This is a genomic window from Novosphingobium sp. KN65.2, from assembly GCF_001368935.1.
Classification (GTDB): domain Bacteria; phylum Pseudomonadota; class Alphaproteobacteria; order Sphingomonadales; family Sphingomonadaceae; genus Novosphingobium; species Novosphingobium mathurense.
Window position 1 is genome coordinate 1 of sequence record NZ_CCBH010000184.1, and the last position, 12,771, is coordinate 12,771.

Here is a 12,771-nt window from a genome sequence, read left to right on the forward strand (position 1 = left end):
CCGGATTGCCGCGATGAAATAGAATTGACGTTCCTTTTTTATGCGGGCTCCAGAAGAAACCTATGCCGAGAAAAGCAAAAACAAAGGATGCCAAGGCGACGCTGAGCGTCGATACGGTCAGCAAGACGCCACTGCAGGGCCGCAGCAAGGCTTCTCTGGAGCGCATGCTCGTCGCCGCCGAGAAGCTCATGCTCGAACGCGGCAGCGAGGAGTTTACCCTGCAGGACGTCAGCCATAGCGGCAACGTCTCGATCGGGTCGATCTACCTGCGCTTCGAGAGCAAGGAGAACCTCGTTCGCGCCGTCATCGGCAATCACCTGGCCAAGATGGCTGCCGACGAGGACGCAATGATCGCCAGGGTGCGCAGCAAGGCCACCTCGCTCGCCACCCTCGTGCCGCAGTACGTCGAAGCCTTTGCCGAACTGCTCAAGAAGCATGCCCCGCTCCTGCGCCTGAGCATGCAACGCGCCTCCTTCGATCCGCTCGTCTCCGAACCGGGCCGCGCCAGCGCCAACCGGGCCGCCGCGCTCGGCATCGAGTCCATGCTCGAATACCGCGACCAGTTCGGCGGCAACGAATGCGAGAAAAAGGCCAACGCCGCCTACCAGATCATCTTTGCGACCCTTGCAAGGCAGCTCAGCCTCGGTTCCACCGGCGAAGCCGTACACCCCCAGGACTGGGCCGAACTCAAGATCGAACTCGGCAGAATGTGCCTCGCTTACCTCAGCGCCGATCTGTGAGACCTTTCCGGGCTATCGTGCACTGAACCAGCGAGCAGCATGCTGAACCACTGTGGGACGTCTTGATCGGACAACCGTATCGGCGCTTCCCGATCCCGTCTGCGGGCAAGATTTCTGAACCAAGTACCGTTGTTCTGCTATTCGACAAAGCATCGCGCCCGCATGGAGCTGCGTGGATGGGACGCGCGCCTATATCGGCCGGTACTGAGTCCGTGCCGCGCGGCAAGTGCAATCGTGGCACTTGCATTAAAGGAATTATAGTTCTAATATTAATCAAGAACGACACAGGCCGGAGCTTCCGGCTGCTTGTGATGAGAGGACACAGCCGCCATGCGCTTTTCCGTATTTCTTGCTGGCCGGACTACGGCGCCGGAGCAGGATCAGCAGTTCATCCTGGACAATATAGAGCATGCCGGTCTTGCGGCCGAACTGGGCTTCGATGCCGTATTTCTGCCCGATCATCACTTCACCGGCTACATGCCCGTGGCCAGCGACCCGATGATGTTCGCTGCATACCTGACTGCCAAGTTTCCCGAGCTGCACTTCGGCTTCTCAGTCACGTCCGTCCCGCTGCACAGTCCGGTGCGCTTCGTCGAGCGAATCAATATCCTGGATCAGCTGACCAAGGGCAAGCTGCTCGTCGGCGTCGGCTCTGGCACCACCCCTGAAGAAATGATCGGCTTCGGCGTCAACTACAAGGACGCCTCCCCAGTCTCCGAATCCAACCTTGCCATCGCCGAGCAGCTCTGGGCCAAGACCATGGCCGACGCGCCTGTCGAATTCGACAACGGCACCTATCGCGGCAAGGTCCTTCAGCGCATCGCGCCTGCCCCCTATTCCAAGGGACACGCACGCCTCATGCCCGTTGCCATGAAGGAAGCCAGCGCGCGTCGTGCGGCCGAGCATGGTTGGCCTGCCTTTATCCCGGCCTTCACACCACCAAAAATCGGCGGAACAGAGCCGCTCAAGCACGTCACCAAGTACTTCACTGCCTACCGCGACATGCTGCTTGCGGCCGGCCACAGCGACGAAACTGTCGCAGATGCCCTTTCCTGGACCACCCACAGCTACCAGTGCGTCCACGTTGCGGAGAGCGACGATCAGGCTCGCGAGGAGCTCGAAGCGATCCTCAAGGGCTACCAGGCCGCCGTCGATCGCGAGAAGCTCTACGGCGACAAGGCCGAACAAGACGCCGCCAACACCAAGACCGACGAAACTCCTATGGCCCTCACCGAGGACTGGATCGCGACCTGGTGTCTCTATGGCAGCCCGAAGACCGTGCGCGAGCACCTTGAACCCTATGCCGAACTGGGCATCGGCAACATCCTGTGTGGCACCACCACCGGTCCCGTCACCCAGCAGCGCCTGGAATGGGGCAACCGGACACTGCGTCTCCTCGCCAGCGACGTCATGCCCCACTTTCGCAACAACGGCTGACCTCGCAAAGTCATAAGAGCTGGACCGGAAAACCTCCCGGAACTCGAAGGCTCCCGCGCGCCGATGGCCGCTTGGCATTCAGGCTAAGCCTTCGGTTTGGCCCTTGTCCCGCCGCGGCCACACCCGGCCTTCGGCCTAGCAACTCGGCGAGGTGCAGGTGTCTTCGGCATGCGCGATGATCGGACAGGAACAAGCCTGCCCGCTTCAACGATAAATTCCGGGAGAATGCCGATGGATGCCAGCGAACGCCTGCTCGCGATTGAGGAGATCAAGCAGCTTAAAGGCCGCTATTTTCGCTACATGGACACCAAGGACTGGGTGAACCTGCGCACTGTCTTTGCAGACGATGCGGTGTTTGACGCTCGAGCCTCGCTCAGCGTCGACGGCAAGGGGGAAGGCGGCCGCGCGGCGGACAGCAACGACTGGGTCTATGAAGGCGGCGACGTGATCACCCAGTTCATCGTGGGTGCAGTGGAAACGAGCCGCACCGTCCACCACGGGCATTGCCACGAGGTCGACATTCTCTCTGCGGACACGGCCCGCGGCGTCATCGCCATGGAAGACCAGATCTGGGACGAAAGCGGGACCGTTCTCACCCTGCACGGCTGCGGTCACTACCACGAGACCTATCGCAGGCAGGATGGCCAGTGGCGCATCCAGACCTCAAGAATCTCGCGGCTATACGTATCGCTGGGTGACCAGCCGGACTGAGACCACCCTGCCAACTTCCGTTGTCAGGGCCCGTGACGGGCCCTGACGTTTTCAGACGGTCTGCGAGAGCAGCGCTTCGATTTCTTCCGGATCGCCAAGGGCGACGCCGATGCGCTGGTGCAGGCTGGTCGGCTGCGTGTCGAGAATGGAGGCAGCGCCATCGCTGGAGCGACCGCCTGCCTGCTCGATCAGCATGCTCATCGGGTTGGCCTCATAAAGCAGGCGCAGGCGGGCCTTGCCGGGCTGGCGGTGGTCGGCCGGGTAGAGGAACACTCCGCCGCGCTTGAGAATGCGGTGGATGTCCGCGACCATCGATGCCGTCCAGCGCATATTGTACTGCCCGGCCAACGGCCCGGCCTCGCAGCCCACGCGATCGTCGATGTAGCGACGCACTTCGGGCGACCACTGCTCGCGCCGCGCCATGTTGATCGCCACTTCCTTCGTGCCCGACGGAATCTTCAGCGGGCCGTCGGTCATGCGCCAGGCGCCCATTTCGCGATCCAGCGTAAATTCGTAGACGCCATTGCCCAGGGTGAGGACCAGCAGCGTCTGCGGCCCGTAGATCGCATAGCCTGCCGCGACCTGATCGCGGCCGGACTGAAGGAAATCGTCCTCGATCACATCGCGGCCCGCAGAGTTCTCCGGCGCGCGCAGCACCGAGAAGATCGTCCCCACCGACAGGTCGACGTCAATGTTGCTGGACCCGTCGATCGGATCGAACAGCAGCAGGTATTCGCCCTTGGGGAAGCGGTTCGGAATGGGGTGGATCGTCTCCATCTCTTCCGAGGCCATGCCCGCTAGGTGACCGCCCCATTCATTGGCGTCGAGCAGGATTTCGTTGGCGATGACGTCGAGCTTCTTCTGCACTTCGCCCTGGATGTTCTCCGAACCGAGGCTGCCCAGCACATCGCCGAGCGCACCCTTGGAAATGGCGTGGGCAATCGTCTTGCAGGCCCGGGCGACCGTCTCGATCAGCAGGCGCAGTTCGGCGGGGCAGGCGCTGTCCTCGCGACGCTGTTGCTCGATGAGGAAGCGGGTCAGTGTGATCGGTTGCATCGTTATCCTTCGCCTTGCACGCCCCGGATCGGCGCCTGTCATTGGGTCCCTGGAAGAACCTGGATGGCGGTTACGCCTCTCGCAGCTTCTCCGCAACTTCGTCGCCATGGGCGAAAGCGGCGGCCTGCGCCACTGCTTTCGCGTCCGGTCGCACGCCTGTATAAAGCGCGAATTGTTCGATTGCCTGCAGCACGATCACTTCCGCGCCCGAGACCGTCACTTTCCCTGCAGCCTGCGCGGCGCGGATGAAGGGCGTGTTCGCGGGCTGGGCAACCACGTCGAAGGCGATCTCGCAGGCCCCGATCTGCTCTGCCGGAAAGGCGAGACGATCTGCATGGCCCCCTTCCATCCCGAGCGGCGTGACATTGATCAGCAGCGGCGCCTCTGTAGCGGGCATGTCCTCTCGCCACGCGAAGCCATACTGGGCCGCGAGCGCGGCTCCACTCCGGCGATTTCGCGCGACGATGGTGCCGTGGCAAAAGCCGCTGTCGCGCAGGGCGGCGACCACGGCCTTTGCCATGCCGCCGCTTCCCCGCAACAGGAACGGCATTGCCGGGTCGATTCCGCGACGCGCCAGCAGGTCACGGACGGCCACGTAGTCGGTGTTGTAACCGGTGAGTGCGCCGTCATCGTTGACGATCGTGTTGACGCTGTCGATGGCCCTGGCAGATGCTTCGAGCCCGTCCAGCATCGGGATGACTTCCTCCTTGAACGGCATGGAGACCGCGCAGCCGCGTATCCCCAGCGCGCGTATGCCACCGACCGCCGCGGCCAGGTCGCCGGTAGAGAAGGACTTGTAAACGTAATCCAGTCCGTAATGGCCGTAGAGCCAGTTGTGCAGGCGCGATCCGGCATTGCCCGGTCGTCCCGAAAGCGACATGCACAGGCGCGTTTCGCGGCCGATACTGGTGCGTTCCCTGAAGCTCATGCCCCGGCTACGCCGCATTCCGCACCGGCACGAAGGCTCGACCCACGAGCAACCAGTCGCCCGCCGAGCACGACCTTGCGCGCCGGAGCATCGGGATGGTCGAGGCGATCGAGCAGCATCGTCATCGCCGTGCGCCCGATCTCCTCTACCGGCTGCTCGATCACGCTGATCCCCCCACCGACAAACTCCATCCAGTCGTTGTTGTCGAAACCGGCAAGGGCAATGTCGCGGGGCACTTCCAGGCCCAGATCGCGCAGGGCCCGCAAGACGTTGACCAGCATCACACCGTTGCTGGCAATCAGGGCATCGGGTCGTTTGGGGGACCCCAGCAGGTCCGCGATCGCCTGTGCCGCTGCCTGCGCTGCATGCGGTACGGCTACGGCTTCCACTTCCAGTCCCAGCCGCTCGGCTGCCTTGCAGAAACCTTCGCGCCGTTCGATGCCGGTGGAACTCGCAGCGCCGAACAGGCCAATGACCCGCCGATGGCCCTGCACATGCAAGTGCTCAACAAGCACTTCAGCCATGCGCGCATTGTCGAGCACGACGCTGTCGAACTCACCATCGGGTGTCGAGCGGTCGATGAGGACGACCGGGTAATCCAGTTCCAGCCGTCCGGCCGCAGCGACCCGCTGGCGAGTCGGAGCCAGAATTACACCCGATACGCGCTCCTCGTGCAGGAGCTCGAGATAGGCGGCCTCCTTTTCGGGATCTTCGTCGGTATTGCACAGAATGACCCGCAGGCCACGCGCAGCCGCAAGGCTTTCAACGGCGCGCGATACGGCCGTGAAGAACGGGTTGCGGATGTCCGCGACGACGAGCCCGATTGTGTTGGTATGTTGTGACCGCAGGCGCCGCGCGGCGAGATTCGGGCGGTAACCCGTGGATTTGACGGCGGCGAGCACACGTTCCGACATCTCCGGATCCACGGCGCGTCCTGCCAGGACTCGGGACACCGTGGCTGGGGAAACACCGGCAACTTTGGCCACCTCCTTGATACCTACCGCCATTGGAAATCGTTCTCTTATCGTTACGGCAAACGCCCTCTCAATCCTTCAGACTATGCCTCAGGATCGACGAAAATCACAAGCCCTCTTGACAATTTCACTGAGAAAACGTTTTCTCATCGAAGCAAGAGGAGAGGAAATACCATGCTCGCAGACGCCATTCCCGCGTCGCACGCGGCCGATCTCGTCCGGATCGATGCCAGCGCTACCGACAAGACCGATGCGATTCGCCAGGTCGGCCAACTCCTCGTCGCCGCCGGTTGCGTCGCGCCCGGATATGAGGAAAGCATGGTTCGCCGCGAAGCCGTGGCCAATACGTTTCTCGGCTCCGGCGTCGCGATCCCGCATGGACTGGGCGAGGACAAGGGCCTTGTCCGGAGCGACGGCATCGCCATCCTCCAGCTTCGCGAAGGCATCGACTGGAACCCGGGACAGCGCGCCCACATCGTCGTTGGCATCGCCGCCAACTCGGACAGCCACATTACCATCCTGCGCCGGCTTACCCGGCTCATCCAGGACGAGGAACGCCTGCAGGCCCTGATCGCAACCGACGACCCCGCCGCGTTCTCTCGCGCGCTGCTCGAGGATGGAGCCCCGGCCGCTGCCTCCACTCCGGCTGAGGACCTGGCCCATACCGCCGCCTGGATCGTCGACTATCCGACCGGACTGCACGCCCGCCCCGCATCGACATGGGTGGAAGCTGCCCGTGCCAGCGCCGTACGCCTGCGTGTGCGTCACGGAAACGAAAGCGCCGATCCGCGCAATCTCGTGGCCCTGCTGCAGCTCGGCCTGCGTTGCGGGGACGAAGTCACTTTCTCGGCCGAAGGTCCGGCAGCGCAAGGCGCGCTCGGGAAGTTCGTCGCTACCGTCCGGGGCCTGACCTCTCGCGAAAAGGAAGACGCCGCGCGCGCCGCCGAGAAGCGCAAGGCGCCCGTGCGTTGCTGGACGCCGGTCGGCAGCCCGCGCATGATCGCGGGCGTCGCCGCCAGCCCGGGCCTTGCGATCGGGCCGATCCACGTCCTTTCCGCAAGCGAGCTGTCCGTGCCCGATGCACCGGTCGACCTGGTAAGCGGCGGCGAACTGCTCAACGAAGCACTGGTGCGCACGCGCGCGCAGATGAAGGCGCTGATCGACGATACCACCCGGCGCCTCGGCGCTTCGGAGGCCGCCATCTTCAAGGCGCAGACCGAACTGCTCGAAGATACCGACATCATCACGCTGACCTGCCAGCTCATGGTCGAAGGCCACGGCGTGGCCTGGTCCTGGCATCAGGCCGTTCAGCGCATTGCCGGCAAGCTTTCGGCACTGGGCAATCCGGTTCTGGCTGCGCGTGCTGCCGACCTCGAAGACGTCGGCCGCCGCGTCCTTGCAGAGATCGAGCCCGGGCTCGTCACCGGAACGCTCGCGGACCTGCCCGAAGAACCCTGCATCCTCGTTGCCGCCGACCTGTCCCCGTCCGATACCGCTACGCTCGACACATCGAGGGTCGCCGGTATCGCCACTGCGCTTGGCGGACCGACTTCGCACAGTGCGATCCTTGCGCGCACGCTTGGCCTGCCCTCTGTCGTCGCCGGTGGGGCAGACCTGCTGGCGATGGCCCCGGGCTCGACCGCCATCGTCGATGGCGACGGCGGCCGCGTCTGGCTCGAACCTTCGGAAGAGGACCTTGCCTCTGCACGCAACTGGATCGCCGAACTTACGGCCCAGCGCATCGCCGAGGAAGAAGAGCGCGGCAAACCCGCGATCACCCGCGACGGCCACCGGGTAGAAATCGCGGCCAACGTCAACCGCCCGGACCAGGTCGGCTTCGCACTGGCCCAGGGTGGCGAAGGCGTGGGCCTTATGCGCACCGAATTCCTCTTTCTAGAAAGCGGCAACACCCCCGGTGAGGACGAACAATTCGCCGTTTACCGCGCCATGATCGATGCTCTTTCCACTGAAAACGAAGAGCGTCCGCTGATCGTGCGCGCACTCGACATCGGCGGCGACAAGCAGGTGCCCCACCTCGAACTGCCGGTTGAAGAAAACCCCTTCCTCGGCGTGCGCGGCGCGCGCCTGCTGCTGCGCCGCCCCGACCTTCTCGAGCCCCAGCTGCGCGCGCTGTACCGGACGGCCAAGGCAGGCGGCAATCTTTCGATCATGTTCCCGATGATCACATCGGCCCACGAACTGCTTGCCCTTCGCGAGCGCTGCGAAGCCGTCCGCGCCGAACTGGATGCGCCGCAAGTGCCGATCGGCATCATGATCGAAGTGCCCGCAGCGGCGGTGCAGGCAGCCCAGCTCGCGGCCCATGCCGACTTCTTCTCGATCGGCACCAACGACCTGACCCAGTACACCCTCGCGATCGATCGCCAGAACCCGGAATTGGCCGGTGAAGCCGACAGCCTGCACCCGGCAGTCCTGCGCATGATCGCCACCACCGTCGAAGGCGCCCGGGCCCACGGCCGATGGGTCGGCGTATGCGGCGGCATCGCCGGCGACCCGTTCGGCGCCGCGCTGCTGATCGGCCTCGGCGTTGATGAACTGTCGATGACCCCGCGCGACATTCCTGCGGTCAAGGCAAGGCTGCGCGGCTGCGACCGCGGCGAACTGGCCGACCTGGCCGCACGTGCCCTGGCCTTGGACGGGGCGGCGCAAGTGCGCGAGCTCGACGGAAAGGCAATCTGATGCGCACCCTCACCGTCACCTTCAACCCGGCCATCGACCAGACCGTAACGCTCGACCGGCTGGAACCGGGCGCCGTCCACCGCGCCCATGCCGTGCGCCAGAACGCCGGCGGCAAAGGCGTCAACGTCGCCAGCTGCCTGGCCGACTGGGGCGTCGATGTTTCCGCCTACGGATTGCTGGGAAGCGACAATGCGGCCCCGTTCGACGCGCTGTTCGCCGCCAAGGGCATCGAGGACCGCTTCATCCGCATTGCCGGAGCCACCCGGGTCAACCTCAAGCTGGTCGATCCCGCGGGCACAACCGACATCAATCTCGATGGCCTGGCCGTCGATGCAGGGCGGGCCGAGATGGTCACCGCCACGATCTGCGACGCGGCCCGCGAAGGCGACCTCGTCGTGCTGGCGGGCAGCCTTCCCCCCGGCTGTCCGCCAGATACTTACGCCACGCTGCTCGAACGGCTGCGCGCATGTGGTTGCCGGATCATACTCGATACCAGCGGCCTGCCGCTGAAATGCGCACTGGAAGCTGCAAAGGCACCGCATGTGGTCAAGCCTAACCGCGACGAGCTTGCGCAATTGCTCGGCCGCGACCTGCCCGACCTGCCAGCGCTGGTAGAGGCTGCGGACCTGTTGCGGAGCAGCGGCGTCGAACTGGTCGTTGTCTCGATGGGGGAAGACGGCGCGCTGTTCGTTTCCCATGAAGGCGCACTGACAGCCCAACTCGCGATCGGCGAACTGGCCAGCACGGTCGGTGCCGGCGATGCAATGGTCGCCGGAATTGCGGCAGCCCTGCTCGAGAGCGCTGCGCTGGAGCGGACCGCGCGGCTCGCCACGGCCTTCGCGGTGGCGAAGCTGGGCATGGCCGGCCCGAACCTGCCCGCGCTCGCCACTGTCGACGCGCTCGCCGACGAAGTGACGCTAACCCCGATTTCAACAGCCGCGAGAACGACGGCAGGAGAGGCATGATGAAAAAGGTCTTTGCGATCGTTGAGGCCGGGTCCTCTTCCGTACAGGGCGTATTGGCAGGCGAGGCCCTGCGTCTCGCGGCCCGCACCGAAGGCCACGATATCGAGATCGAGGTGCGCACAGAACAAGGCGTGCTCAACCCTCTGGGTGACGATGCGGCAGGCGCCGGTACAAGACTGCTGCTGGTCGCCGACGAACTGGCCGACGATGCGCTCGCCCATCGCGCCGACCGGCACATGACGCTCGAAGCCGTCCTCGCCGACCCCGCCTCCGCGCTGGTCTTCGATGGAGACGAAGAGGCCGATGACGCGACTGCCGATCAGGCCGCTCCGCGCATCGTCGCGATCACCTCCTGCCCGACCGGCATTGCGCATACCTTCATGGCCGCCGAGGGTCTGACCGAAGGCGCCCGGCAGCTCGGCTATCCGATCCGCGTCGAAACGCAGGGTTCTGTCGGCGCGGGCACCCCCCTCACCGCCGATGAAATCGCCGAAGCCGATGTCGTGATGATCGCCGCCGACCGCGAGGTCGACCGCGCCCGGTTTGCCGGAAAGCGCGTCTTTGCCTCCAGCACCAAACCCGCGATTTCAGGCGGCGCGAAATTGATCGAGCGGGCGTTGGCCGAAGCGAAGGTCCAAGGCGGCGAAGCCGCCGCGAGTGCCGATATCAAGGCACCCACGGGACTGAAAGAGCGTGCAGGACCCTACAAGCACCTGATGACCGGCGTGTCGTTCATGCTGCCTTTCGTGGTGGCAGGCGGCCTGCTGATTGCCATTGCCTTTGCGCTCGGCGGCATCGGCGCCAATGCCGATGCCGCACAGGGCACGCTGGCGCATACGCTGTTCCAGATCGGCGCGCAGGGCGCCTTCGCGCTCATCGTTCCCGCGCTGGCCGGGTACATCGCCTTTTCCATTGCCGACCGTCCCGGCATTGCCCCGGGCATGGTGGGCGGCATGCTCGCCGCGCAGATCGGCGCCGGTTTCCTTGGCGGCATCGCGGCGGGCTTCATCGCCGGGTACGGCGTGGAATTCCTCAACCGCCTGATCCGCCTGCCCAAGAACCTGCAGGGGTTGAAGCCGGTCCTGATCCTGCCGCTGCTGGGCACGCTGCTGACCGGCCTGCTGATGGTCTATGCGATCGGCACACCCGTGGCCGCCGTACTGGCCTTCCTGACCGAATGGCTGCGTTCGATGCAGGGTTCGAGTGCACTGCTCCTGGGCATGATCCTGGGTGCGATGTCGGCCTTCGACATGGGCGGACCGGTCAACAAGGCGGCCTATGCCTTCTCGGTCGGGCTGATCGCCAGCAATGTCTATACTCCGATGGCCGCAACGATGGCCGCCGGAATGACGCCGCCCCTTGCCGTGGCGCTGGCGACGCGCCTGTTCCGCAATCGCTTTACGCTCGAGGAACGCGAAGCAGGCGGGGCGGCAGCGGCTCTGGGTCTTGCCTACATTACCGAAGGCGCCATTCCCTTCGCCGCGCGCGATCCCCTGCGGGTCATCCCCTCGCTGATGGCCGGTTCGGCCACGGCCGGGGCGATCTCGATGGCTGCAGGCGTGGAGCTGAAGGTTCCCCATGGCGGCATCTTCGTCCTGCCCATTCCGGGCGCCGTGACCCACCTTGCGACTTACGCCATCGCCATTGTCGCCGGGACACTGATCAGCGCCGTGCTGGTGGGGCTGCTCAAACGCCCCCCGGTGACAACCGCTGCGGCTTGAACGGCCTGCAACAACAACAAGAAAAGAACATCCGCAAAGGATAATCCAATGCCTTCAGTATCCTCCAAGTGCGCCGCTCTTGCTGGCGCAGCCGCCCTCGCCTTGTCCATCGCCGCCGCGCCGCATTCGGCCCGGGCGCAATCGCAGAGCGAAGGCGAAGTGGGCAATGCGGCCCCCGCCCCGGCCGCTCCTGCAGAGCAACCGCAGTCCTTCCAGCCGCTCGCCGATCAGGGCATCACCCTGACGCTCAGTTATACGGGCGAAGCGGCTGGCAACGTCAGTGGAGGGCTGCGCAAGGAGGCAGCTTACGCCGGGCAGGTTTATGCCGGAGCCGATTTCGACATGGACCGGATTGCCGGCATCGGCGGCGGAACCCTTCATGTCGCGGTGACCAACCGCCATGGAAAAAGCCTTTCGGCAATCGCCATCGGCAACAACACTTCGGTTCAGGAAATCTGGGGCACCCAGAACACCCACCTCGCGATCCTGACCTGGGAGCAGCACCTTTTCGACGACCGGCTGGTGATCGAGGCAGGCCGCAGCCAGGCAAACATCCATTTCCTCAATTCTCCGCTCTACTGCCAGTTCCAGGGCAACTCGGGCTGCGGCAACCCGACCTTCGTCTTCAAGAACAGCAACTTCACCTATTTCCCGGCGTCGAGCTGGATGATCCACGCCAAAGCGCAGTTGACGGATAACATCTTTGCGCATGTCGGCGCTTATGAAGTGAACCCGGATCGCAAACAGGCCAGCGACCACGGCACGGATTTCGGCATCGGCAATGCGACCGGTGTGATCGTTCCTTGGGAATTGAGCTACGAAAGTGGAGAGTCGGCACGCCTGCCGTTCCGCTACATTCTTGGCGGCTGGATCGACAAGGGCGACTATGACGACCCGCTGCGTGACGACATGGGCGGCATTGCCATTCTCAGCGGTCGCCCGGCCCAGGTCCACAATGGCCGCTCGGGCCTCTATTTCCGCTTCGAACAGCAACTCACCCGCCCCGATCCGACATCGAAGCGAGGGCTAAGTGTCTACGGCGTTGCCATGACCAACCTGTCCGGTCGCGTGGAGGAAAGCCGCTTCTTCGACCTCGGGCTGGTCCAGACCGGCACCTTCCCGGGGCGGGACGAAGACAGTATCGGCTTCATGATCAGCGACCAGCGCTTCAGCAATCTGGCGATGCAGCGCATGCGGGCCGCGGATCTGGCCGCTGGCGGCAGCGCAAGGGTCTCGCGCCACCAGGTCATGATGGAGCTGTCCTACAGCGCGCAGATCGGCCCCGCGATCCGGCTCTCGCCCAATATCCAGTACATCCACAATCCCGACCGGACCGGCGATCCGTTTCGCGGTAGTCCGACGAAGGACGCGCTGATCATCGGTGCCAAGTTCACGGTCGATGCGCTCAAACTGGGCCTTTAAGGCGGCTTGAACCGCTGGCAGTCCTTCGTTTGACCTGATGGCGAAAGGGACTTGCCGTTGCACAGGGAGCCTCGAGATGTCGCGCCACGGCCGCGGGCATCCGGATTGCCGCGATGAAAT

Annotated in this window: 10 protein-coding genes; 7 read left to right on the forward strand and 3 right to left on the reverse strand. The window is 64.5% G+C overall.

Annotated elements, in window-relative coordinates; all coding sequences use genetic code 11:
• Nucleotides 1–62: 62 nt before the first annotated feature.
• The 3 genes from SPHV1_RS18855 to SPHV1_RS18865 all read left to right on the forward strand — a co-directional run bounded on the left by SPHV1_RS18855 (nucleotide 63) and on the right by SPHV1_RS18865 (nucleotide 2,888).
• Nucleotides 63–740 (forward strand): TetR/AcrR family transcriptional regulator, encoded by a 678-nt coding sequence (locus SPHV1_RS18855; RefSeq protein WP_054947552.1) that lies wholly within the window; start codon nucleotides 63–65, stop codon nucleotides 738–740.
• 330 nt (nucleotides 741–1,070) lie between these two features.
• Nucleotides 1,071–2,177 (forward strand): LLM class flavin-dependent oxidoreductase, encoded by a 1,107-nt coding sequence (locus SPHV1_RS18860; protein ID WP_054947553.1) that lies wholly within the window; start codon nucleotides 1,071–1,073, stop codon nucleotides 2,175–2,177.
• Between the two features lie 231 nt (nucleotides 2,178–2,408).
• The gene (locus SPHV1_RS18865) at nucleotides 2,409–2,888 is read left to right on the forward strand and encodes a nuclear transport factor 2 family protein (RefSeq protein ID WP_054947554.1); all 480 of its coding nucleotides are present in this window, start codon (nucleotides 2,409–2,411) and stop codon (nucleotides 2,886–2,888) included.
• 51 nt (nucleotides 2,889–2,939) lie between these two features.
• Here the strand turns inward: SPHV1_RS18865 and SPHV1_RS18870 are convergent, their stop codons facing one another.
• The 3 genes from SPHV1_RS18870 to SPHV1_RS18880 all read right to left on the reverse strand — a co-directional run bounded on the left by SPHV1_RS18870 (nucleotide 2,940) and on the right by SPHV1_RS18880 (nucleotide 5,879).
• A complete protein-coding gene (locus SPHV1_RS18870) occupies nucleotides 2,940–3,944 on the reverse strand; it encodes a class 1 fructose-bisphosphatase (RefSeq protein WP_054947555.1) in 1,005 nt (334 codons plus the stop codon).
• Between the two features lie 70 nt (nucleotides 3,945–4,014).
• Nucleotides 4,015–4,872 carry a shikimate 5-dehydrogenase gene (locus SPHV1_RS18875; protein ID WP_082431066.1) on the reverse strand — a complete coding sequence of 286 codons (858 nt, stop codon included), beginning with the start codon at nucleotides 4,870–4,872 and terminating at the stop codon, nucleotides 4,015–4,017.
• Nucleotides 4,869–5,879 (reverse strand): LacI family DNA-binding transcriptional regulator, encoded by a 1,011-nt coding sequence (locus SPHV1_RS18880; protein ID WP_054947556.1) that lies wholly within the window; start codon nucleotides 5,877–5,879, stop codon nucleotides 4,869–4,871. Before SPHV1_RS18880 ends, SPHV1_RS18875 begins: the two co-directional genes overlap by 4 nt.
• 141 nt (nucleotides 5,880–6,020) lie before the next feature.
• On the opposite strand from SPHV1_RS18880, the gene ptsP reads away from it, so the two are divergent.
• The 4 genes from ptsP to SPHV1_RS18900 are packed head-to-tail and all read left to right on the forward strand — an operon-like array spanning nucleotide 6,021 to nucleotide 12,651.
• Nucleotides 6,021–8,543 (forward strand): phosphoenolpyruvate--protein phosphotransferase, encoded by a 2,523-nt coding sequence (ptsP, locus tag SPHV1_RS18885; RefSeq protein ID WP_054947557.1) that lies wholly within the window; start codon nucleotides 6,021–6,023, stop codon nucleotides 8,541–8,543.
• Nucleotides 8,543–9,508, forward strand: a complete 966-nt coding sequence (gene pfkB / locus SPHV1_RS18890; protein ID WP_054947558.1) for a 1-phosphofructokinase — start codon at nucleotides 8,543–8,545, stop codon at nucleotides 9,506–9,508. The genes ptsP and pfkB overlap by 1 nt, the downstream gene beginning before the upstream one ends.
• Nucleotides 9,508–11,229: a PTS fructose transporter subunit IIC gene (locus SPHV1_RS18895; protein ID WP_054947559.1), complete on the forward strand. Its 1,722-nt coding sequence runs from the start codon at nucleotides 9,508–9,510 to the stop codon at nucleotides 11,227–11,229. The genes pfkB and SPHV1_RS18895 overlap by 1 nt, the downstream gene beginning before the upstream one ends.
• Nucleotides 11,230–11,277: 48 nt before the next feature.
• Entirely contained in the window at nucleotides 11,278–12,651 is a 1,374-nt protein-coding gene (locus tag SPHV1_RS18900; protein WP_054947560.1) for a carbohydrate porin, read from the forward strand.
• Nucleotides 12,652–12,771 lie beyond the last annotated feature (120 nt).

Bases quoted from the DNA above. Each gene is read 5' to 3' on its own strand.
- SPHV1_RS18855 (WP_054947552.1), top strand. From the start codon at position 63: ATGCCGAGAAAAGCAAAAACAAAGGATGCCAAGGCGACGCTGAGCGTC.
- SPHV1_RS18860 (WP_054947553.1), top strand. From the start codon at position 1,071: ATGCGCTTTTCCGTATTTCTTGCTGGCCGGACTACGGCGCCGGAGCAG.
- SPHV1_RS18865 (WP_054947554.1), top strand. From the start codon at position 2,409: ATGGATGCCAGCGAACGCCTGCTCGCGATTGAGGAGATCAAGCAGCTT.
- SPHV1_RS18870 (WP_054947555.1), bottom strand. From the start codon at position 3,944: ATGCAACCGATCACACTGACCCGCTTCCTCATCGAGCAACAGCGTCGC.
- SPHV1_RS18875 (WP_082431066.1), bottom strand. From the start codon at position 4,872: ATGAGCTTCAGGGAACGCACCAGTATCGGCCGCGAAACGCGCCTGTGC.
- SPHV1_RS18880 (WP_054947556.1), bottom strand. From the start codon at position 5,879: ATGGCGGTAGGTATCAAGGAGGTGGCCAAAGTTGCCGGTGTTTCCCCA.
- ptsP (WP_054947557.1), top strand. From the start codon at position 6,021: ATGCTCGCAGACGCCATTCCCGCGTCGCACGCGGCCGATCTCGTCCGG.
- pfkB (WP_054947558.1), top strand. From the start codon at position 8,543: ATGCGCACCCTCACCGTCACCTTCAACCCGGCCATCGACCAGACCGTA.
- SPHV1_RS18895 (WP_054947559.1), top strand. From the start codon at position 9,508: ATGAAAAAGGTCTTTGCGATCGTTGAGGCCGGGTCCTCTTCCGTACAG.
- SPHV1_RS18900 (WP_054947560.1), top strand. From the start codon at position 11,278: ATGCCTTCAGTATCCTCCAAGTGCGCCGCTCTTGCTGGCGCAGCCGCC.